The sequence below is a fragment of the Mycobacterium sp. IS-1742 genome, from assembly GCF_001500125.1.
Lineage (GTDB): Bacteria > Actinomycetota > Actinomycetes > Mycobacteriales > Mycobacteriaceae > Mycobacterium.
Genome location: NZ_LQIV01000034.1, coordinates 260,894 through 281,537, shown reverse-complemented (window position 1 = coordinate 281,537; position 20,644 = coordinate 260,894). Strand labels below are relative to the sequence as shown.

29 protein-coding genes and 1 pseudogene are annotated in these 20,644 nt (G+C 68.1%); 3 read left to right on the top strand and 27 right to left on the bottom strand.

Translation table 11 applies throughout. The features are described from left to right. The first annotated feature begins 50 nt into the window (after window positions 1-50). Window positions 51-965: a class I SAM-dependent methyltransferase gene (locus AU196_RS18850; RefSeq protein WP_059096571.1), complete on the top strand. Its 915-nt coding sequence runs from the start codon at window positions 51-53 to the stop codon at window positions 963-965. Here the strand turns inward: AU196_RS18850 and sppA are convergent. Continuing rightward, window positions 953-2,734, bottom strand: a complete 1,782-nt coding sequence (gene sppA, locus AU196_RS18845) for a signal peptide peptidase SppA (protein WP_059096570.1) — start codon at window positions 2,732-2,734, stop codon at window positions 953-955. The two genes, AU196_RS18850 and sppA, sit on opposite strands and share 13 nt — an antisense overlap. 58 nt (window positions 2,735-2,792) lie before the next feature. Between sppA and AU196_RS18840 the strand changes: the two genes are divergently transcribed. Beyond that, window positions 2,793-3,719 (top strand): LLM class flavin-dependent oxidoreductase, encoded by a 927-nt coding sequence (locus AU196_RS18840; protein ID WP_059096569.1) that lies wholly within the window; start codon window positions 2,793-2,795, stop codon window positions 3,717-3,719. An 8-nt stretch (window positions 3,720-3,727) separates the two neighbouring features. Here the strand turns inward: AU196_RS18840 and AU196_RS18835 are convergent, their stop codons facing one another. The 15 genes from AU196_RS18835 to AU196_RS18765 all read right to left on the bottom strand — a co-directional run bounded on the left by AU196_RS18835 (window position 3,728) and on the right by AU196_RS18765 (window position 14,409). Further along, window positions 3,728-5,332, bottom strand: coding sequence for an HNH endonuclease signature motif containing protein (locus AU196_RS18835; protein ID WP_082695784.1), 1,605 nt, complete (start codon window positions 5,330-5,332; stop codon window positions 3,728-3,730). Between the two features lie 245 nt (window positions 5,333-5,577). After that, entirely contained in the window at window positions 5,578-5,964 is a 387-nt protein-coding gene (locus AU196_RS18830; RefSeq protein ID WP_231737641.1) for a DUF732 domain-containing protein, read from the bottom strand. Between the two features lie 91 nt (window positions 5,965-6,055). Then, window positions 6,056-6,505: a 50S ribosomal protein L15 gene (gene rplO, locus AU196_RS18825; protein ID WP_059096568.1), complete on the bottom strand. Its 450-nt coding sequence runs from the start codon at window positions 6,503-6,505 to the stop codon at window positions 6,056-6,058. A gap of 4 nt (window positions 6,506-6,509) precedes the next feature. Next, complete coding sequence (gene rpmD / locus AU196_RS18820) at window positions 6,510-6,689, bottom strand: 50S ribosomal protein L30 (RefSeq protein ID WP_024453893.1); 180 nt, start codon at window positions 6,687-6,689, stop codon at window positions 6,510-6,512. A gap of 2 nt (window positions 6,690-6,691) precedes the next feature. After that, a complete protein-coding gene (rpsE, locus tag AU196_RS18815) occupies window positions 6,692-7,360 on the bottom strand; it encodes a 30S ribosomal protein S5 (protein WP_197415838.1) in 669 nt (222 codons plus the stop codon). Window positions 7,361-7,394: 34 nt separating this feature from the next. Continuing rightward, complete coding sequence (gene rplR / locus AU196_RS18810; protein ID WP_059096566.1) at window positions 7,395-7,808, bottom strand: 50S ribosomal protein L18; 414 nt, start codon at window positions 7,806-7,808, stop codon at window positions 7,395-7,397. A 3-nt stretch (window positions 7,809-7,811) separates the two neighbouring features. After that, on the bottom strand, window positions 7,812-8,351 hold the full coding sequence (gene rplF / locus AU196_RS18805; protein ID WP_059096565.1) for a 50S ribosomal protein L6: 540 nt from the start codon (window positions 8,349-8,351) through the stop codon (window positions 7,812-7,814). A 13-nt stretch (window positions 8,352-8,364) separates the two neighbouring features. Further along, window positions 8,365-8,763, bottom strand: a complete 399-nt coding sequence (rpsH, locus tag AU196_RS18800; protein WP_059096564.1) for a 30S ribosomal protein S8 — start codon at window positions 8,761-8,763, stop codon at window positions 8,365-8,367. A gap of 72 nt (window positions 8,764-8,835) precedes the next feature. After that, on the bottom strand, window positions 8,836-9,021 hold the full coding sequence (locus AU196_RS18795) for a type Z 30S ribosomal protein S14 (RefSeq protein ID WP_011558444.1): 186 nt from the start codon (window positions 9,019-9,021) through the stop codon (window positions 8,836-8,838). 4 nt (window positions 9,022-9,025) lie between these two features. Further along, window positions 9,026-9,598, bottom strand: a complete 573-nt coding sequence (rplE, locus tag AU196_RS18790) for a 50S ribosomal protein L5 (protein ID WP_059096563.1) — start codon at window positions 9,596-9,598, stop codon at window positions 9,026-9,028. A 1-nt stretch (window position 9,599) separates the two neighbouring features. Further along, a complete protein-coding gene (gene rplX, locus AU196_RS18785) occupies window positions 9,600-9,920 on the bottom strand; it encodes a 50S ribosomal protein L24 (protein WP_059096562.1) in 321 nt (106 codons plus the stop codon). Next, window positions 9,921-10,289 (bottom strand): 50S ribosomal protein L14, encoded by a 369-nt coding sequence (gene rplN, locus AU196_RS18780; RefSeq protein WP_011558441.1) that lies wholly within the window; start codon window positions 10,287-10,289, stop codon window positions 9,921-9,923. 192 nt (window positions 10,290-10,481) lie between these two features. Next, on the bottom strand, window positions 10,482-11,354 hold the full coding sequence (locus AU196_RS18775) for a formylglycine-generating enzyme family protein (protein ID WP_059096561.1): 873 nt from the start codon (window positions 11,352-11,354) through the stop codon (window positions 10,482-10,484). 16 nt (window positions 11,355-11,370) lie between these two features. Next, entirely contained in the window at window positions 11,371-13,725 is a 2,355-nt protein-coding gene (locus AU196_RS18770; RefSeq protein WP_059096560.1) for an arylsulfatase, read from the bottom strand. A gap of 9 nt (window positions 13,726-13,734) precedes the next feature. After that, complete coding sequence (locus AU196_RS18765; protein ID WP_059096559.1) at window positions 13,735-14,409, bottom strand: DUF2306 domain-containing protein; 675 nt, start codon at window positions 14,407-14,409, stop codon at window positions 13,735-13,737. Window positions 14,410-14,463: 54 nt separating this feature from the next. Between AU196_RS18765 and AU196_RS18760 the strand changes: the two genes are divergently transcribed. Further along, window positions 14,464-15,174 carry a TetR/AcrR family transcriptional regulator gene (locus AU196_RS18760; RefSeq protein WP_059096558.1) on the top strand — a complete coding sequence of 237 codons (711 nt, stop codon included), beginning with the start codon at window positions 14,464-14,466 and terminating at the stop codon, window positions 15,172-15,174. 50 nt (window positions 15,175-15,224) lie between these two features. Here AU196_RS18760 and rpsQ read toward each other — a convergent pair whose 3' ends face one another. The 11 genes and pseudogenes from rpsQ to rpsJ form a co-directional block, all read right to left on the bottom strand. Then, window positions 15,225-15,536 carry a 30S ribosomal protein S17 gene (rpsQ, locus tag AU196_RS18755; protein WP_059096557.1) on the bottom strand — a complete coding sequence of 104 codons (312 nt, stop codon included), beginning with the start codon at window positions 15,534-15,536 and terminating at the stop codon, window positions 15,225-15,227. Next, complete coding sequence (gene rpmC, locus AU196_RS18750; protein WP_059096556.1) at window positions 15,536-15,769, bottom strand: 50S ribosomal protein L29; 234 nt, start codon at window positions 15,767-15,769, stop codon at window positions 15,536-15,538. Before rpmC ends, rpsQ begins: the two co-directional genes overlap by 1 nt. Continuing rightward, window positions 15,769-16,185, bottom strand: coding sequence for a 50S ribosomal protein L16 (rplP, locus tag AU196_RS18745; RefSeq protein ID WP_059096555.1), 417 nt, complete (start codon window positions 16,183-16,185; stop codon window positions 15,769-15,771). The genes rpmC and rplP overlap by 1 nt, the downstream gene beginning before the upstream one ends. A 2-nt stretch (window positions 16,186-16,187) precedes the next feature. Next, window positions 16,188-17,054, bottom strand: coding sequence for a 30S ribosomal protein S3 (gene rpsC / locus AU196_RS18740; RefSeq protein WP_059096554.1), 867 nt, complete (start codon window positions 17,052-17,054; stop codon window positions 16,188-16,190). A 14-nt stretch (window positions 17,055-17,068) separates the two neighbouring features. Beyond that, window positions 17,069-17,518, bottom strand: a pseudogene (gene rplV / locus AU196_RS18735) (50S ribosomal protein L22); the annotation flags it as partial. Further along, the gene (gene rpsS / locus AU196_RS18730) at window positions 17,515-17,796 is read right to left on the bottom strand and encodes a 30S ribosomal protein S19 (RefSeq protein ID WP_003892827.1); all 282 of its coding nucleotides are present in this window, start codon (window positions 17,794-17,796) and stop codon (window positions 17,515-17,517) included. The pseudogene rplV and the gene rpsS, both read right to left, overlap by 4 nt. Before the next feature lie 21 nt (window positions 17,797-17,817). Then, window positions 17,818-18,654 (bottom strand): 50S ribosomal protein L2, encoded by an 837-nt coding sequence (gene rplB / locus AU196_RS18725; RefSeq protein WP_059096552.1) that lies wholly within the window; start codon window positions 18,652-18,654, stop codon window positions 17,818-17,820. A gap of 32 nt (window positions 18,655-18,686) precedes the next feature. After that, complete coding sequence (gene rplW / locus AU196_RS18720) at window positions 18,687-18,989, bottom strand: 50S ribosomal protein L23 (protein WP_059096551.1); 303 nt, start codon at window positions 18,987-18,989, stop codon at window positions 18,687-18,689. Further along, entirely contained in the window at window positions 18,989-19,663 is a 675-nt protein-coding gene (rplD, locus tag AU196_RS18715; protein ID WP_059096550.1) for a 50S ribosomal protein L4, read from the bottom strand. The genes rplW and rplD overlap by 1 nt, the downstream gene beginning before the upstream one ends. Continuing rightward, complete coding sequence (gene rplC / locus AU196_RS18710) at window positions 19,664-20,317, bottom strand: 50S ribosomal protein L3 (RefSeq protein ID WP_059096549.1); 654 nt, start codon at window positions 20,315-20,317, stop codon at window positions 19,664-19,666. A gap of 14 nt (window positions 20,318-20,331) precedes the next feature. Continuing rightward, window positions 20,332-20,637, bottom strand: a complete 306-nt coding sequence (rpsJ, locus tag AU196_RS18705) for a 30S ribosomal protein S10 (RefSeq protein WP_003883485.1) — start codon at window positions 20,635-20,637, stop codon at window positions 20,332-20,334. Between the last annotated feature and the right edge of the window lie 7 nt (window positions 20,638-20,644).

Sequence of the window (20,644 nt, the reverse complement as noted above, 5' to 3'; positions counted from 1 at the left end):
GTGCCGCCGACTCCGGGTATCTCACGGCGACACTCGAAACGAGGTAGGCCATGGCACGCGCCGAGGGCGACAGCTGGGATGTGGCATCGAGCGTCGGCGCGACGGCCACGATGGTGGCGGCGGGCCGGGCGGTCGCGAGCCGCGATCCGCGGGGCCTGATCGACGATCCGTATGCCGCGCCGCTGGTGCGCGCAGTCGGGATCGAGTTCTTCACCAAGGTCGCCGACGGCGAATTCGACATGAGCGAACTCGATCCGTCGGCCGGCGCGGAGATGCAGGCGCGCATCGACGAGATGGCCTTGCGGACACGGTTTTTCGACGACTACTTCGTGGAGTCCACCGCCGATGGCATCCGTCAGGTGGTGATCCTGGCGTCGGGCTTGGACTCGCGGGCCTACCGCCGGCCGTGGCCCGAGGGCACGGTGGTCTACGAGATCGATCAGCCGGCCGTGATCGAGTTCAAGACGTCCACGCTGGCCGCGATCGGGGCCGAGCCCACGGCGCAGCGGCGGACCGTCGCGATCGACCTGCGGGAGGACTGGCCTGCCGCGTTGCGGGCGGCCGGTTTCGACAGCGAGGCGCCCACCGCGTGGTGCGCCGAAGGTCTACTGATCTACCTGCCACCCGAGGCCCAGGATCTGTTGTTCGACAACGTCACCACGCTGAGCGCGGCAGGCAGCACGGTGGCGACGGAGTACGTGCCGGGGATACTGAACTTCGACGCCGAGAAGGCCAGGGCGTCGACGGCGCAGATGCGCGAGCACGGGCTGGACCTGGACATGCCGTCGCTGGTCTACCACGGCGACCGCAAACACGTCATGGAGTACCTGACGTCACTGGGGTGGCAGGTGACGGGGCTGCCCCGTGCGGAGCTGTTCGCCAAGCACGGTGTGACGATGGTGGACCACGACAACGATCCGCTCGGTGAGATCGTCTACGTGAGCGGCCGGCTTCAGAACCTGTAGTCCCCCAACCACATTGCGTTGACGCCGCTCATCGACCGCTCGGCCTGGTCGATGAGGTTGACCACGGACCGGCCGACCAGCACCCCGATGGCGTCGGGCAACGATGCCGCGGCGGGCTGAGAGGACTGCTTGGGGCGGAGCATGTCGAGCAGCGACGACGCCGGGTAGCTGACGACGCGGACGTCGGTGTCGGACTCCAGCCCCGCCAGCACCTTGGCCCGGTCGATCGCGGTGCGCAGCCCGCCGAGCTCGTCGACCAGTCCACGCTCCTTGGCGTCGGCGCCGGTCCACACCCGGCCGCGCGCCACCTCACCGACGGCGTCCACGGACAGCCCACGGCCGTCGGCGACGCGTTCGACGAAGTCGGTGTAGAACAGGTCGGCCTCGGCTTCGACGTGCGCCTGCTGTTCGTCGGTGAACGGCGAATTGGCCGACCAGGCATCGGCATTGGCGTTGGTACGCACCGAGTCCGAGCCGACGCCCAGACGGTCCTTGAGCTCACGGGCGACGAGCTTGCCCGTGACGACGCCGATCGATCCGGTGATGGTGCCCGGGTTGGCGACGATCGCGTCGGCACCCATCGAGACGTAGTAACCGCCGGATGCGGCGACCGCACCCATGGACGCGACGACGGGGGTGCCGCCCTCGCGGACGCGCAGCACCTCGCGCCAGATGGTCTCCGATCCGGTGACCGAACCGCCGGGGCTCTCGACTCGGAGCACGATCGCCGAAACATCCTTGTCGGCGGCCGCTTCCCGCAGTGCCGCGGCGATGGTGTCACCGCCGGCGCTCGAATTGCCAAGCGGCAGCAGGCCGGGTCCCCCGCGGCCGCTGACGATCGGACCGTGGAGGGTGACGACGGCGACGGTGGGTTTGGCTTTGCGGCCGGGGATCGAGGGACCGCCACCGGGCGCGGTCGCGCGGGCGTAGCGCGACAAGAACAGCCGCGGCGGCGCGTCGGGGCCGTCGACGTTATGGGGTGTGACGCCGTCGACCCCGGCGAGTTCGGCGATGCGCGCGTAGGCCTCGTCGCGGAAGCCGATGCGGTCGACCAGGCCGCCGTTCACCGCGGCGTCGCGCAGCAGGGGGGCGTTGTCGGCCAGCGCGTCGACGTCGTCCGCGTTGAGGTTGCGGGAGTCGGCGACGGCCGTGAGCACCTGCTGGTTGAGGCTCTCGATCAGCCGGCTGTCGGCCTCGCGGTGCGGCTCGGTGTAGCTGTCCTGGGTGAAAAGGTTTGCCGCGGACTTGTATTCGCCGCGGGCGGTGAACTGAGCCTCGATGCCGGCCTTGTCGAGGGCGTCACGCAGGAACAGCGCGCTGGTGGCGAAGCCGACCAGGCCGACGGTGCCGGACGGTTGCATCCACACCTCACGAAACGCGGAGGCGAGGTAGTAGGACAGCGTGCCGGGATAGGTTTCCGCCCAGGCGACCGAGGGCTTCTTGGCGCTGAAGGCGGCGATGGCCTGCCGCAGTTCCTGTACGGGCGCGGCGGGCGCGGCGCTGATCTGCACACGCGCGATCAGGCCGGCCACGCGGTCGTCCTCGGCGGCGCGGTGGATGGCGGCGATCACCTGTCGGAGCACCAGGGGGCGTCCGCCTGCCGAGATCATCGCCAACGGGTCGAACCCGCTGGTCTCCGGTGGCACCGACATGAGGTCGAGTTCGAGCACGCAGCCGTTGGGGATGCCCTTGTGACGAGCGGTGTCGACCCGCCGAACCAGGGCGCGCACATCGTCGGCGCCGGGGATGCCGGGTAAGAAGGCGAACATAGGACCGAGGGTACCGGCGTGCCGAGAGTGCACCGGCGGGTCGCCGTACCGTGGTGGCGTGCGGTTCTCGATCTCGATCCCCCAGCTCGACCCCGACGGCTTCGACGCGGAGGGCGTGAAGAGTTACCTGGCCCGCGCCGAGGAGTTGGGCTTCGAAGCCGGATGGGTGTTGGAGCAGCCGATCGGGCCGACGCCGCTCATCGCACCGCTGGAACTGCTCGCGTATGCGGCGGCGTGTACGACGCGGTTGCGGCTCGGCGTGGGGGTGCTGGTGTCGTCGCTGCACGACCCGCTGCAGTTGGCGGCCTCCATCACCGCGGTGGACCGGCTCAGCCACGGACGGCTGGATGTCGGGGTGGCGCCGGGCGGTGGGAGGCGGAAGTTCGCGGCGTTCGGCGTGGCCAGCGAGACGTTCGTGGGGTACTTCACCGAAGGCCTCGAGCTGATGAAGGCGGCGTGGTCGGATGAGACGCGGGTGTCCTTCCACGGGCGGTTCCGCGATGTCGACGACCTGCCGATCGAGCCGAAGCCGGTCCAACGTCCGCATCCGCCGATCTGGTTCGGCGCCAACGCTCCTGCGGCGCTCGCGAGGGCGGTTCGACATGGTGACGGATTCCTGGGCGCCGGCTCGTCGAGCACTGAGAGCTTCGCCGCCGCCGTGCTGACGGTGCGCCGCGAACTCACTGAACAGGGCCGTGACGCAACGCGATTCAGGATCGGTAAGCGCGTGTACCTGATGGTCGACGACGACGCGGCGCGGGCCAGGGAACGTGTGATGGCCGGGTTGCACCGCATCTACGGCAGCATGGCGGGGATCGATGCCGTTCCCGTGGCCGGCAGGCCGGATGAGGTGGCGCAGGGACTGCAGGAGGTCATCGACGCCGGCGCGCAGATGGTGCTGTGCAATCCGGTCGGGGCGACCGTCGCCGAGGACCGCGAGCAGATGGAACGCCTGGCGGCCGAGGTGCTCCCGCAACTGGGTTGAAATGCCCCTTAGAAGGGTGGGGGTATGTCGTGATCGGCGGCGCTCGGGTGGTCGAATAGGCCAGCCAGGCAATCCGTTTCGCTGTCGGCGGGTGCTTCCGCCGTGCTCGGTTCGGGTGGCGGGTTGTGGTGCCGTGTGAGGTGGGCCTGATTGCGGGCGCGTTCGGCGTTGATGTGGGCGCGGCGTTCGGCGGCGCGGGTGCGGCGGCGTTTGGGCATCTTCAGTCCCCGTGATGCCGTCGCGGGAGTATCGGTGCGGGGTGGGGGTCGGCCGGCGGTGGTGGTGTTCCAGTCGGGGAAGAACAGTCGGCTGCCGGGTTTGGTGTGGTATCGGCGGCCGGTGGGGGAGGTCCAGATGATGGTGCCGTTGGGCAGTTGTTCATCGGCCCAGCCGCCGATGCCGATCCAGAAGGTTTTCAGCAAGTGGTGGAGTCTGCACAGGCATTTGGTGTTCGACGCGCAGGTCGGGCCGGCCGGATGAGGGGTGGTGTGGTCGATGTCGGCGCGGTCGGCGGGCCGGTTGCAGCCGGGGAACCGGCACGTCAGATCGCGCATCCGCACAAACGCCGCCAACCGGGCGGAGGGGCGGTACCGCGGCTCCGGGGCGGCGGCGGGTGGCCGGATCGGAGCCAGCTTCGCCCCCGCCTGGATCAATTCGGCCAGTAGCGGCGTCGGCACCACACCGCCACCCACGATCACCGCGGTACCGGCTGGGCTCACCTGCGCCACCGGCCGGGGCGCCGACTCCGCCGCTGGCGGGTCGGGTTGCGCGTGAGCGGCTACAGGTTCCGCAGCGGCGCCGTCGCACGGGGCGATCGCGGCGTTCTGGTCGGCGAGGATGTGGATGCTCACCGCCTCGGCGCGGGCATCGGGGGCGGCGGCCGCGCAGTTGGGGTCACCGCACCGGCAGGCCAACCGGTCCCCGCCGGCGGCGAGCACGCCGAGTGCATCTGAGCGCCGCTGCCCGGCGGTGCGCGGATCGTTGGCGCACACCCCGGCCACCAGTTGCGCCACCCGCCGCCGCAACAGCTCCGCGTCCGTGGCCGACAACCGCCCCCAGACCGATGTCGTCATGGCCCCGTCATTATGCGCCCCGATCGAGAAATCCCGTTCCTGGGCGGCGGTGCGCCCGCGGATCACCGCCGCCGGATCGAACCGCTCCACCCATACGTCGATGGCCTGATCGAGTCTGTCGCCCGCCAGGACGCCCCACCCGCGCACCGCCTCGGCGATCGCGGCGTCGATCTGCTGCAGCGGGGCGCCCTCGGCGACCAGTCGGGTACGCCAGGTGATCGCGATGACCATCCGGGAACTGATCGTGCCCTCGGCGTAGAGCGCCGCCAGCATCGGCAACCGGTCCCGCAACGCCAGCGCGATGCACATCTCCTTCGACGCCGCGCGGGCGCTGATGCCCATCGCGGCACTGATCTCGGCGGCGGTGGCCGCCCAGGGATCGACCACCCACAGTTGGCGCTCCTCGTCATCGGCGTCGACGCGGCGCCGGCTGGCCAACTCGGCCACCAACGCCGACCGCTTCGCCCCGGAGATCGCTTCGGCGCGGGCGGTCTCCTCGATGGCTGCCACCACAGCTGCATCCGAGAGGTCGTCGAACATGCTTTCGATTATGGCAGTCGGCACCGACACGCCACGAGGCCAAAACCCAACGCCTGTGGATGAATTCGCCGCTGTGGACAACCGGCCGCCGAACTCACCCCGAGGCCCGCGCGAACGCGCTCGGCGACACCCCGTCATCCGGTGAACGCGGTGGTGAACGCACTCGCCGACTGATACACCCGGCGACGATCTACCGCCCTATTGATTCATCCTCGTACGCCGGCGCAGCTCTCGGACCAGACTGTCTAACGACCGGTGAGGCGGTAGTGCTGAGGACAGTAGGTGGTGACCGAGGCCTTCAAGAAGCCCACCGCCTGCTCCCGCGACATGTTGCTGTTCTCCAACGACGCGACGATCCCGCGCACCAACGGCACCGGGTTGGGATTGGCGGCCATCTGTTGAGTCAGCGTGGCGCACAGAGACCTCCCCATGGCGGGCAGATCCGTCTCGGGCCCTGCCTTGATACCCATGGAAGTCACCATCTCCTGGAATCGCTCGTCGCTGGTCTGTGCGTGGGCGGTCGCCGCGCCACCGCAAACGGCCATGCCCGCGACTGCCAGCGTGGCGATGGTACGTCGGCTCCAGAACATCGGCTGCTCCTCGGTTGGGTGTCCGAAAGTGTAATCGCGCATCGATGACGGCCGCGTTACGGAGCGCAAGGACCAAGGCGGATACGAGAAAACCCCGGCACACCGAAGTGCGCCGGGGTCTCCTGCGGACGTGTCAGGACAGCTCGGTCGCCGAACCGCCTGCCGCCGTGATCTTCTCGCGGGCGCTACCGCTGAACTTGTGGGCGGACACGTTTACCGCCGCGGTCAGCTTGCCGTCTCCGAGCACCTTCACCAGCGTGTTCTTGCGAACGGCGCCGGAGGCCACCAGCTCGTCGACGCCGATGTCGCCACCGTTCGGGAACAGCCGCTCGAGGTCGCCGACGTTGATGACGGCGTACTCGGTGCGGAAGCGGTTACGGAAGCCCTTGAGCTTCGGCAGCCGCATGTGGATCGGCATCTGGCCGCCCTCGAACGTCGAGGGGACGTTCTTGCGGGCCTTGGTGCCCTTGGTGCCGCGGCCCGAGGTCTTACCCTTCGAGCCCTCACCGCGCCCGAGGCGCGTCTTCGCGGTCTTGGACCCCGGAGCCGGCTTCAGGTCGTGAAGTTTGATCGGCTGTGTCATCGTCTCAGACCTCCTCTACGACGACGAGGTGATGCACGGTCTTGATGAGGCCGCGGGTCTGCGCGTTGTCCTCACGGACGACCGACTGGCGGATCTTCCGCAAGCCGAGCGTGCGCAGGCTCTCCCGCTGCTTCCAGCGCGCACCGATGGTGCCGCGCACCTGGGTGATCTTCAGTTCCGCCATGGTCACACCGACCCTTCACGTGACGAGGACGCGGCGAGCGCGTCGGCCTCACGCCGGGCCTTGAGCATGCTGGCCGGCGCGACGTCCTCGAGGGGCAGACCGCGACGGGCCGCGACCTCTTCGGGACGCTGGATCTGCTTCAGCGCGGCAACGGTGGCATGCACCACGTTGATCGCGTTGTCGCTGCCCAGGGACTTGGCCAGGATGTCGTGGACGCCGGCGCATTCCAGCACCGCACGGGCCGCGCCACCGGCGATCACACCGGTACCGGGGCTCGCCGGACGCAGCATGACGACGCCCGCGGCGGCCTCACCCTGCACGGGGTGCACGATGGTCCCGCCGATCAGCGGCACGCGGAAGAAGCCCTTGCGAGCCTCCTCGACACCCTTGGCGATGGCGGCCGGAACTTCCTTGGCCTTGCCGTACCCGACACCGACCATGCCGTTGCCGTCGCCGACGATGACCAGGGCGGTGAAGCTGAACCGACGGCCACCCTTGACCACCTTGGAGACGCGGTTGATCGAGACGACGCGCTCCAGGTAATTGCTCTTGTCGCCACCGTCGCGGCCACGGCCGCCACGGTCGTCGCGGCGGCCGCGACCATCGCGGTCACCCCGCGCGCCCCGGCCGTCGGATGTCGCCGGCCCGGCATTGTTTGCCTGCTCGGCCATCATGCAGTCCTTCCAGTCTTGTACACGTCGGTCATCAGAACTTCAGCCCGCCTTCACGAGCGGCGTCGGCGAGCGCGGCGATACGTCCGCCGTAGCTGTAACCGCCACGGTCGAAGACCACCTCGTCGATACCCGCCGCCTTCGCGCGCTCGGCGATCAGCTGACCGACACGCACGCTGTGCGCCTTCTTGTCACCGTCGACCGCCCGCACGTCACCCTCGATCGAGGATGCGGCGGCCAGCGTCGTGCCGGTGAGGTCGTCCACCAACTGTACGTGGATGTGCCGCGAGGAGCGGTTCACGACCAGACGGGGCCGCTGCGCGGTACCCGAGACCTTCTTGCGCAGCCGGGCGTGGCGGCGGATGCGGTCCCGCCGGCGCGTCTGGGAGATGTTCGCCCCGACCGGCTTGTGCTGCTTGGTTGCATCAGCTTGTTGAGCAGTAGCCATCGCTTACTTACCTGTCTTTCCGACCTTGCGGCGGATCTGCTCACCCTCGTAACGCACGCCCTTGCCCTTGTAGGGGTCGGGGCGGCGCAGACGACGGATGATCGCCGAGATCTGGCCGACCTTCTGCTTGTCGATACCCGTGACCGAGAACTTCGTGGGCGTCTCGACCGCGAAGGTGATGCCCTCCGGCGGCTCGATGACCACGGGGTGGCTGTAACCGAGCGCGAACTCCAGGTTGGAACCCTTGAGCGCGACGCGGTAACCGACGCCGTAGATCTCCATCTTGGTGGTGTAACCCTGCGTGACGCCCTCGACGAGGTTGGCGACCAGGGTGCGGGACAGCCCGTGCAGCGAACGGTTGCGCCGCTCGTCGTTGGGCCGGGTCACCACGATGGCGCCGTCGTCGTCACGCGCCACCGCGATGGGCTCCGCGACGGCCAGCGACAGGGAACCCTTGGGCCCCTTCACCGACACGTTCTGGCCTTCGATCGTCACATCGACTCCGGCGGGAACCGGAACCGGCTGCTTACCAATACGCGACATGTTTCCTACCCCCTCACCACACGTAGGCGAGGACTTCGCCGCCCACGCCGGATCGGGCTGCCTGACGGTCGGTGAGCAGACCCGAGGACGTGGAGATGATCGCCACGCCCAGGCCGCCGAGCACCCGAGGCAGGTTGGTGGATTTCGCGTAGACCCGCAGACCGGGCTTGGACACCCGTCGCAGGCCGGCGATGCTGCGCTCACGGCTCGGGCCGTACTTGAGCTGCACCACGAGCGACTTGCCCACGCGGGCGTCCTCGGTGCGGTAGTCGGAGATGTAGCCCTCCGCCTTGAGGATCTCGGCGATGTTCGCCTTGATCTTGCTGTGTGGCAGGGCCACCTCGTCGTGGTACGCCGAATTGGCGTTGCGCAGACGTGTCAAGAAGTCTGCGATCGGATCCGTCATGGTCATGACAGCCGGTTCACCTTTCTCGCGGCGGTTCCCTGAACTGGGCCTACCGCAACTGTTTTCGTAGTGGCTGGCTTACCAGCTGGACTTCTGCACGCCCGGCAGTTCGCCGGCGTGGGCCATCTCGCGCAGGCAGATCCGGCACAGGCCGAACTTGCGGAAGACGGCGTGCGGGCGACCGCAGCGCTGGCAGCGGGTGTAACCCCGCACCTTGAACTTCGGCTTTTTGTTGGCCTTGTTGACCAGTGCTTTCTTTGCCATTAGCTCAGTTCTCCTTGAAGGGGAAGCCCAGGGCCCGCAGCAACGCCCGACCCTCGTCGTCGTTGGTCGCCGAGGTCACGACGGTGATGTCCATGCCGCGCGGGCGGTCGATGCTGTCGACGTCGATCTCGTGGAACATCGACTGCTCGGTCAGGCCGAAGGTGTAGTTGCCGGTGCCGTCGAACTGCTTGGGGTTCAGGCCGCGGAAGTCGCGGATACGCGGCAGCGCGATCGCGACGAGGCGGTCCAGGAACTCCCACATGCGGTCGCCGCGCAGCGTGACGCGGGCGCCGATCGGCATGCCCTCACGCAGCTTGAACTGGGCGATGGACTTGCGGGCCCGGCGGATCTCCGGCTTCTGGCCGGTGATCAAGGCGAGGTCGTTGACCGCGCCGTTGATCAGCTTCGCGTCGCGGGCGGCGTCACCGACGCCCATGTTCACGACGACCTTCACGACGCCCGGGATCTGCATCACGTTGGCGTAGCCGAACTGCTGCTGCAGCGACTCGCGGATCTCCTCGCGGTAGCGCTGCTTGAGCCGGGGAAGGGTCTTCTCAGTGTTCTCTACCGTGGTCATGTCAGCCGATGTCCTTGCCGTTGCGCTTCGAGATACGCACCTTCTTGCCGGTCTCTTCGTCGAAGCGGTAGCCGACTCGGGTGGGGTTGCCGTCGGAGTCGACCACCATCACGTTGGACACGTGGATCGGCGCCTCCTGGGTGACGATGCCGCCCGACGACGCGCCGCGCTCGTTGGCCGACTGCGCGGTGTGCTTCTTGATCCGGTTGACGCCCTCGACGAGGACCTTGTTGCGGTCGGGGTAGGCCTGGATGACCTTGCCCTTGGCGCCCTTGTCCTTGCCGGAGACCACCAGCACGGTGTCGCCCTTGTGGACCTTCATCTACAACACCTCCGGGGCGAGCGAGACGATCTTCATGAAGCGCTTCTCGCGCAGTTCGCGACCGACGGGCCCGAAGATGCGGGTGCCGCGCGGGTCGTTGTCGTTCTTGATGATCACCGCGGCGTTCTCGTCGAACTTGATGTAGCTGCCGTCGGCGCGGCGGCGCTCCTTGACGGTGCGCACCACGACGGCCTTCACGACGTCGCCGCGCTTGACGTTGGCGCCCGGGATGGCTTCCTTGACGGTGGCCACGATGACATCACCGATGCCTGCGTAGCGTCGCGATGAACCACCGAGAACGCGGATGCACAAGATCTCCTTGGCGCCCGTGTTGTCGGCGACCTTCAACCGCGATTCCTGCTGAATCACTCGATCTCCTGACCTGGTTATGTCTGCACGCCAGATACCGACCTGACGTACGCGGTCCTTGCTGTCACCGAAGAGCACGCAGGGCCGGTCACACATGATCGGCCGAGGTCTGCCCAAGGCAACCGTTTGATTCTAGGTGAGCGCCAGCGCAGAACCAAATCGCCGCAGGTCAGCTTCCGCGCACCGCGCGCGTCAGGCCACGCAGCGGAAACCGATGTGCGTCGTGGCGCTGTCCTGCGACTGCGGCGACCGCGCGGCGGGCCGGTACCGGTGACAGTACTCGGGTGCGCACAGGTGCGAGCCGCCCTTGAGGGCCTGGTTGACGGACGGATCGAAATCGGCCGGCCCGCAACAGGATTCGATCGCGCCGTCGGGCCGGTGGTGCGCCGAGAACCGGGTGGTCGTCCACTCCCACACGTTGCCGATCATGTCGACCAGGCCGAACTCGTTGGCGGGGAACGCGCCGACCGGCGACGTGCCGACCCAGCCCAGCGCACCGTCGTTGCGGTACGGGAACCGGCCCTGCCACGTGTTGGCCATCAGCCGGCCCCCGGGTTGCGGGTCGTCCCCCCACGGATAGGTGGCGGCCACTCCGGCGCGAGCCGCGTACTCCCACTGCGCCTCGGAGGGCAACGCCCGTCCGGCCCACTTCGCATAGGCGGCGGCGTCCGGATAGGCGACCTGGACCACGGGGTGGTCGGGGCGGTCGCGCCAGTCCGAGTCCGGGCCGAACGGGTGGCGCCAGCACGCCCCCGGCGACCACGTCCACCACTGCCGCCAGTCGCGCAGGTCGACCGGCCCCGGGGTCGGCCGGAACACCAGCGCACCGGGTACCAGGACGGCAGGGGCGGCGCCCGGATACAGCGCGGGGTCGAGCGCCCGTTCGGCGACGGTGACGTAGCCGGTGGCGTCGACGAAGTCGGCGAACTGCGCGTTCGTGACCGGGTGCCGCTCGATCGCGAACGGTCCGACCGTCACCGTGTGGACCGGCACTTCCTCCGGATAGAACTGCGTGGATCCCATCCGGTAGGCGCCGCCGGGCAGTTCGACCAGCTCGGTCAGCATGGGTCCAGCCTAAGCGTCAGTCCCTCGCGAACGCGCGGGCGAACTCGCGCTCCAGATCGAGGTAGGGCGTGCCGGAGACGTCGAACGAGATCTGGGCGATGGTGCCGCCGGTGAACGCGAAAGGCGGCCGGTAGTCGCGCGAGACCGGCGACCCGGTGTTGCGCCCGACGGCGAGCGTGGCGCCGGCCAGACCGAACGTCCCGGGGTGGCTCATCATGCCCGGGTACGAGGCGACCTCGTCGTCGTCGATGTAGAGCACCGCGTCACCGAGGGGTGTGTGGCTGCCCTCGACGGTGCCGGTGCGGGTGTAGGCGATGCCGAAGGTGTGCCTGCCGGACGTGATCGGCACCGACGACGTCAGCTTCTGTTCGGTTTCGCCGAGGAAGTTGTAGACGTAGTGCAGCCGGCCGTCCTGCACGAACATCACGTGCCCGCCGTGTGCGCCGCCGTGTTTGAACACCACACCCTGGGCTGCGCCGTCGTCGTCGACGGTGACCTCGGCGAGCACGACGAACGAGCGGCCCTGGATCTCGACGACGGCACCCATGCCGACGTCCGCCGTGCCCGGGTAGTAGACGTAGGCGTCGCGGGCGCCCGACAGGGTGGGCCGGAAGCGCCCGATGGTGTCGAAGATGTTGAGGTCACCGAGCGGCAGCCCGTTGTACTTGCCCGCCTCGCTGAACCACAGCGCCTTGAGTTCCTCGAGCTTCTCGGGATGTTCGGCGGCCAGATCACGCACCTGCGCGCGGTCGGCCTCGATGTGGAACAACTCCCACCGGTCCTCGTCGAAGTGCGACCAGCCGGCGGGCGAGGCCGCGTGCACGGTGTTGGCGAACCAGCCCTTGTGCCAGATCCCCCGGGTGCCGAGCATCGAGTAGAACTGGGTGTCCTTACCGGTGGGCGCGGTCGGATTGTCAAGTGTCACTGTGAAACTCACACCGTCGAGCGGCTTCTGCGGCACCCCGCGCACCGATGCCGGGGCGGTGAGGCCGAGCAGGTCGTAGACGGTGGGGGTGATGTCGCAGACGTTGACGTAGTTGTCGCGTACCTCGCCGTGGGCGGCGATCCCGTCGGGCCAGGAGATGATCGCGGTGTCGGCGATGCCGCCCTCGTGGGAGGCGTAGCGCTTGAACAGCTTGTAGGGCGTGTTGAACGCCATCGCCCAGCCGGTCGGATAGTGGTTGTAGGTGTGCGGGCCGCCGAGGTCGTCGATGACCTTCAGACCTTCCTCGGCGGTGTCGATGTAGCCGTTGAAGAATTTCGTCTCGTTGACCGAACCGTCGGGCCCGCCTTCGCCGCTGGCCCCGTTGTCGGAGATCACGACGATGATCGTGTTGTCGAGCTGACCCGAATCCTCCAGGTAGTCGAGGATCCTGCCGATCTGCGCGTCGGTGTAGGACAGGAACCCGGCGAACACCTCCGCCATCCGGCTGAACAACCGTTTCTCGCTGTCGGACAACGAATCCCACGGACGCACGGTGTCCTGGACGGGCCACGGCTCGCCGTTGGGTCCGGTGACGTCGGCGTACGGGTTCACCGGTGACAGCTCGGTGTCCGGCGGGACGATGCCGAGCTGTTTCTGGTTCTCGAGCACGATGTCGCGGTATTGCTCGTAGCCCATGTCGAAGCGGCCTGCATAGCGGTCGGCCCACTCCTTGAAGACGTGGTGCGGGGCATGTCCGGCGCCGGGGCAGACGTAGGCAAACCACGGCTTGTCCGGTGCGATCACCTTGGAGTCGCGGATGAACTCGATCGTCTTGTCGGCCAGATCTTTTGACAGGTGATAGCCGTCGTCGGGGGTTCCCGGCGGGGCGACCGGGTGGTTGTCGTAGACGAGTTCGGGATACCACTGGTCGGTCTCGCCGCCCATGAACCCGTAGAACCGTTCGAACCCGCGCGACAGCGGCCAGTGCCGTTTGGTGGCGGCGAGATTCGATTCCTCGAGCGGCGTGAGGTGCCACTTGCCGACGCAGTAGGTGTTGTACCCGTTCTCCGCGAGGACCTCCGAGATCAGCGCGGTGTCGAAGGGGATGCGGCCGTTGGAGTTCGGGAAGCCGTCGGTGAACTCCTCGATGGTGGCCATCCCGACGGTCGTGGGATTGCGGCCGGTCAGCAGGGAGGCCCGGGTCGGCGAGCACAGCGCCGTGGTGTGGAACTGCGACAGGCGCACCCCGCGCTCGGCGATGCGGGACATCGCCGGCATCTCCACCAGTCCGCCGAAGCAGTCCCATGTCGCGATGCCGGTGTCATCCCACACGAGGTACAGCACGTTGGGGGCGCCCTCGGGCGCGGTCGGCGCGGCGTACGGCCCCCAGTCCGGCTCGGAGTCGCGGATGTCCAACTCGATCTTGCCGTTGAAATCGGTCGTCACAGCCGGAGGTTACACCGGACGCCCCTGTCGTCCTCGCCGAACGGGCGACGGTTCTGGATCATGCCGTCGCAACCACACATTCAGCAGCGTCAACGGCAACAGCCATCCGAGCCATCCACCCAACCCGGCCACCAACCAGAGGTAGTGTTCGTCGTTGCTCTGGAACACGCTGTCGCGCAATGGATACAGTGCGACAAACAGCACCGGCGTCCAGACCCGGTTGCTGATCACCGACAGCGCGAGAACCGCGCTGCACAGCATGTGCCGCCGATGGGCGCCGAACCGACGCCCGCGGGCGTGCCGATACCCGCCGACCGTGAACCAGAGCCACAGCGTCGCCAGGACCACGTTGCTCACCGCGAGCAGCGGACCGAACGGCGTCAGCGCGCCGATCACCAACGCCGAGGCCGCCGCCGGGACGGCCGTGACCACGTAGACCCGCCCGATCCACGGGTGCACGCGTGGGCGCCTGACACACATCTGCGCGACGACGGCCAGCATCGCCACGGTGGCCAGCAGGACGTGTGCCACCAGGAGGGGGTGGTGCAGCGTGAAGGTCGGCGGAACGCGTGAGCCGCCCGTCAGGTACGGCGGCACGGAATAGGCCAGGAAGCCGGCCGCGGCAAGGACGACGAGGATCAGCGGCGTCGACGGTCGGCGCCCGGGAGCGGATGCGTATGTCATACGCACGGAGCGTACGGCATACGCATCGGGTGTGGGACCGATAGGGTCGAGGCGATGTCAGGCGACGATCGTGATGAGGCACCGCTCCCCCGGGCACTGGAACTGCTGTGGCGGGAGCCCTCCCCCGATGCCGCTCGCCCGCGCGGGCTCAGCAGGCACCTCATCGTGGCCGCCGCGATCGAGCTCGCCGACGCCGAGGGACTCGCCGCGCTGTCGATGGCCCGCCTCGCCGAGCGGCTGAACTGCGGCACGATGTCGCTCTACCGCCACATCGCCAACAAGGACGAGCTGCTCACGTTCATGGTGTCGCAGGCGCCCGGTCCACCGCCGACCCGCGGTGAGGCGGATTGGCGCGCGGCGCTGGAGAATTGGGCACACGGCCTCTGGGCGATCTACCACCGGCATCGGTGGATCCTGCAGACCGCGAAGGCCGGCCCCCCGCTCGACCCGGGGCAGCTGGCGTGGCTCGATGCGGGGCTGGCGGCGCTGGCCGACACCCACCTGAGTGAACGCGACAAGCTCGCCGCCGTGATGGCGATTTTGAATTTCGTGCGGGGTGCGGCCGCGCTCGCGCTGGACGGCGCCGGCCGGGAGTTCGGCTATTCCGCGGTCTTGCGCCGCGTGGTCGTCGCGGACCGGTTACCCGCCTTGGCTGCGGCTGTCGACGCCGGCGTGTTCGACGATCCCGACGGTGAACAAGCCGGATTCCGGTCCGGGCTGGCGCAGCTGCTCGACGGCATCGCCGCGCGCACCACTCCCGCTTGAGACGGAAAAACCCGACACGCGAATGCGTGTCGGGTTGTCCGCGGAAGTGGCTACTTGGCCTTTTCGAGAACTTCGACCAGCCGCCAGCGCTTGGTGGCCGACAGCGGGCGGGTCTCCATCAGCGAGACGCGGTCGCCGACACCGGCGTCGCCGTTCTCGTCGTGCGCCTTGACCTTGGTGGTGGTCCGGATGATCTTGCCGTAGAGCGGGTGGCTCTTACGCGACTCCAGCTCGACCACGATGGTCTTTTCCATCTTGTCGCTGACCACGTAGCCGATGGCCGTCTTGCGGCGGTTACGCGGCTTCTCGGTGCGCGGGGTGTAGGCCGGCCCCTTGCCCGAATCGGTTCCAGTCTCTGCCATTACGATTCCTCACCTGTGGGCCCGGAAGCCAGGCCCAGTTCACGTTCGCGCAGCACGGTGTACACGCGCGCAATCTCCTGCCGCACGACGCGAAGCCGGCGGTTGTTGGACAGCTGGCCCGTGGCCATCTGGAAGCGAAGGTTGAACAGCTCTTCCTTCGACTCGCGCAGACGCTCGGTCAGCTCGTCGTCACTCAGCTCGCGCAGTTCACCAGGCGAAACTCCAACTGCCATCAGAAGTTCTCCTCTCTGGTCACGATGCGCGCCTTGATCGGCAACTTGTGGATCGCACGGGTCAGCGCGTCACGGGCGGTCTTCTCGTCCGGGTAGCTCAACTCGAAGAGCACGCGGCCGGGCTTGACGTTGGCGACCCACCACTCCGGCGAACCCTTACCGGAACCCATGCGGGTCTCGGCGGGCTTCTTGGTCAGCGGACGGTCGGGGAAGATGTTGATCCACACCTTGCCGCCACGCTTGATGTGCCGGTTGATGGCGATACGAGCGGACTCGATCTGCCGGTTGGTGATGTAGGCGTGCTCGAGCGCCTGGATGCCATAGTCACCGAAGCTCACCGACGTGCCACCGCTGGCGATGCCGCGCTGTCGGGGGTGATGCTGCTTGCGGTGCTTGACCTTACGAGGGATCAGCATGCTCAGCTCCCTGGATTCTGGGTGGTCGTTTCGGCGGCCGCGCCGGCAGCTGCCTCGGTGCCGGCGGCGGCCTCGGCCGCAGCCGGGGCTTCCTGGGTGCCGCTGGTGGCGGCACGACCGGCGTCGGTGCTGGTGGCCGTGGTCCCCGACGCACCGCTGCGACGCGGGCGGCTGCCCGACGGACGCTCACGGCGCGGGCGATCGGCACCCGCGGGCGCCGCGGCGGTCAGCTCACGCTTGCCACCGACGATGTCGCCCTTGTATATCCACACCTTCACGCCGATGCGGCCGAAGGTTGTCTTGGCCTCGTACAGGCCGTAGTCGATGTCGGCGCGCAGCGTGTGCAGCGGGACGCGGCCCTCGCGGTAGAACTCCGAGCGGCTCATCTCGGCGCCACCGAGGCGGCCCGAGCACTGGACCCGGATGCCCTTGACGTTCGGCTGACGCATCGCGGACTGGATCGCCTTGCGCATCGCGCGGCGGAACGCCACACGATTCGAGAGCTGCTCGGCGACACCCTGGGCGACGAGCTGAGCCTGCGACTCAGGGTTCTTCACCTCGAGGATGTTCAGCTGCACCTGCTTCTTGGTGAGCTTCTCCAGGTCGGCGCGGATGCGGTCGGCCTCGGTGCCACGGCGGCCGATGACGATGCCCGGACGCGCGGTGTGGATGTCGACACGGACCCGGTCGCGAGTCCTCTCGATCTCCACGTCGGCGATGCCGGCGCGCTCGAGACCGGTGGCCAGCAGCCGCCGGATCGCCACGTCTTCCTTGACGTAGTCCTTGTACTGCTTGTCCGCGTACCACCGCGACTTCCAGTCGGTGGTGATGCCGAGGCGGAAGCCGTGCGGGTTGATCTTCTGGCCCACTACTCGGAGCCTCCCTTCGAATCGGCGGCGGCGGTCTTCGAGGACGCAGCCTTACTGGCCTGCGCACGACGCGCGCGCGCCGCTGAAGCCGAAGCGCCTTGGTTCTTCTGCGGCCGGCTCTCGACGATCACGGTGATGTGGCTGGTGCGCTTGCGGATCCGGAACGCGCGGCCCTGGGCACGCGGGCGGATGCGCTTGGCCGTCGGGCCCTCATCGGCGTAGATCGCGGCGACCACGAGCGTCGCCGGGTCCAGACCCTCGTTGTTCTGCGCGTTGGCTGCGGCGCTGGCGATCACCTTGGCAACCGGCTCGCTGGCCTGCTGCGGCGCCCACCGCAGGATGTCGAGGGCTTCCTCGACGCTCTTGCCGCGAACCAGGTCGATCACCCGGCGCGCCTTGGTCGCCGAGACGCGCACGAAGCGCGCCTTGGCCGTCGCAGACGGATACTCAATCGTGGTAGTCATCGCCTCTTGCTCTTCCGGTCATCCTTGATGTGACCCTTGAAGGTGCGGGTGGGGGCGAACTCGCCCAGCTTGTGCCCGACCATCGCCTCGGTGACGAACACCGGCACGTGCTTGCGGCCGTCGTGGACCGCGAAGGTGTGACCGATGAAGTCAGGGATGATGGTCGACCGACGCGACCAGGTCTTGATGACCTGCTTGGTGTTCTTCTCGTTCTGCACGTCGACCTTCTTGAGCAGATGGTCGTCGACGAACGGGCCCTTCTTCAGGCTGCGTGGCATCGCTTTGGTTCCTTCCCCGGCCTAGCGCTTCTTGCCGGTGCGCCGGCGTCGGACGATGAGCTTGTCGCTCGGCTTGTTCGGCTTGCGGGTGCGGCCCTCGGGCTTGCCCCACGGGCTGACCGGGTGGCGACCACCGGAGGTCTTGCCCTCACCACCGCCGTGCGGGTGGTCCACCGGGTTCATCACGACACCACGGACGGTCGGGCGCTTGCCCTTCCACCGCATCCGGCCGGCCTTGCCCCAGTTGATGTTGGCCTGCTCGGCGTTGCCGACCTCGCCGACGGTGGCGCGGCAGCGCACGTCGACGCGACGGATCTCACCGGACGGCATACGCAGGGAGGCGTAGGTGCCCTCCTTGCCCAGCAGCTGGATGCTGACACCGGCCGAGCGGGCCAGCTTCGCCCCGCCACCGGGCCGCAGCTCCACAGCGTGGATCACGGTGCCGGCGGGGATGTTGCGCAGCGGCAGGTTGTTGCCCGGCTTGATGTCGGCGTTGGCGCCGGACTCCACGATCGCGCCCTGCTTCAGCCCGTACGGCGCGATGATGTAGCGCTTCTCGCCGTCCAGGTAGTGCAGCAGCGCGATGTTCGCGGTGCGGTTGGGGTCGTACTCGATGTGGGCGACCTTGGCGTCGACGCCGTCCTTGTCGTGGCGACGGAAGTCGATGACGCGGTAGGCACGCTTGTGGCCACCGCCCTTGTGCCGGGTGGTGATCCGACCGTGCGCGTTGCGTCCGCCCTTACCGTGCAGCGGACGAACCAGCGACTTCTCCGGGGTCGAGCGAGTGATCTCGGCGAAATCGGAGACGCTGGCACCGCGGCGACCGGGGGTCGTCGGCTTGTACTTGCGAATTGCCATTTCTCTTCAGTCTCTCCAGCTTCTCGCCCGGCTCAGGCCGGTGCTCCGAACAGGTCGATCGGCTTGCTTCCCGCGGCCAGCGTCACGATCGCGCGCTTGGTGCTCTTGCGCTGCCCGAAGCCGGTGCGGGTGCGCTTGCGCTTGCCCTGCCGGTTGGCCGTGTTCACGGAATCGACCTTGACCTTGAAGATCTTCTCGATGGCGATCTTGATCTGGGTCTTGTTCGAGTCCGGGTGCACGATGAACGTGTAGACGTTGTCCTCGATCAGTCCATAGGACTTCTCCGAGATGACCGGCGCCAGGATGATGTCGCGGGGATCGGTCACGGTTGCCATCAGGCCTTAACACCTTCCTTTTCGGTGCGTGCTGTCTGCGCGCTGATATACGCGTTCAGCGCCTCGACGCTGAAGACCACGTCGTCGGCCTTGAGCACGTCGTAGGTGTTGAGCTGATCCGGCGAGATGATGTGCACCCCGGGCAGGTTGCGCACGCTGCGCTCGCTGGTCTCATCGGTGCGGCCGATGACGATCAGAACCTTGTGGTTCTCGGCCGCGCGCTCGGACAGAAGCGACGACAGGAACGCCTTGGCGCTCTTGGTCGACGGAGTCTGACCCTCCACCAGCTCGGTGACCGCGTGGATACGGCCGTTGCGCGCCCGGTCCGAGAGCGCCCCGCGCAGGGCGGCGGCGATCATCTTCTTCGGGGTGCGCTGGCTGTAGTCGCGCGGCTGCGGGCCGTGGACGGTGCCGCCACCGGTGAACTGCGGAGCCCGGGTCGAACCCTGACGCGCGCGGCCGGTGCCCTTCTGCCGGTACGGCTTCTTGCCGCCGCCGGAGACCTCACCGCGGGTCTTGGTCGAGTGCGTGCCCTGCCGCTTGGCGGCCAGTTGCGCGGTCACGACCTGGTGCATCAGCGCGATGTTGGCCTCGACGTCGAACAGCTCAGCGGGCAGTTCGACGGAGCCGTCGGTGGTCCCGGCCGGCGTCTTGACCTCGATTGTGGTTGCCATTTACTTCTCGCCTCGCTTGATTGCGCTGCGGACCATCACCAGTCCACCGTTGCGGCCGGGGATGGCGCCCTTGATCAGGAGAACGCCCTTTTCGGCGTCGACCTTGTGCACCACCAGGTTCTGCGTGGTGACCCGGTCGCTGCCCATGCGGCCCGACATGCGGGTGCCCTTGAACACGCGGCCCGGGGTGGCGCAGCCACCGATCGAACCGGGCCGGCGGTGCACGGCCTGGGCGCCGTGCGCGGCGCCCTGGCCACGGAAGCCGTGGCGCTTCATGGTGCCGGCGAAGCCCTTGCCCTTGCTGGTGCCGGTCACGTCGACGTAGGCGCCCTCGGCGAAGACCTCCGCCGTGAGCTCCTGGCCGACCTCGTAGTCGGCGGCCGCGGCCTCGTCGTCGAGCCGGAGCTCGGCGAGATGGCGGCGCGGGTTGACGCCTGCGGCGGCGAACTGACCGGTCACCGGCTTGGTGACCTTGCGCGGGCTGATCTCGCCGTAGGCGATCTGCACCGCGCTGTAACCGTCACGCTCCGGGGTACGGATGCGCGTCACGACGTTGGGCCCGGCCTTGACGACCGTCACCGGCACGACCTTGTTGTTCTCGTCGAACACCTGCGTCATGCCCAGCTTGGTGCCCAAAATGCCTTTTCTAGCCATTTGTTCTGGGTCTCCTACTGGATGTTGACGTCGACGCTGGCCGGGAGGTCGATGCGCATGAGCGCGTCGACGGTCTTCGGCGTCGGGTCGAGGATGTCGATCAGCCGCTTGTGCGTCCGCATCTCGAAGTGCTCACGCGAGTCCTTGTACTTGTGCGGTGAGCGGATGACGCAGTACACGTTCTTCTCGGTCGGCAGCGGCACGGGGCCCACCACGCTGGCACCGGTACGGGTGACCGTCTCCACGATCTTGCGCGCCGAGGCGTCGATGGCCTCGTGGTCGTAGGCCTTGAGCCTGATGCGGATCTTTTGTCCCGCCACGCTTTTC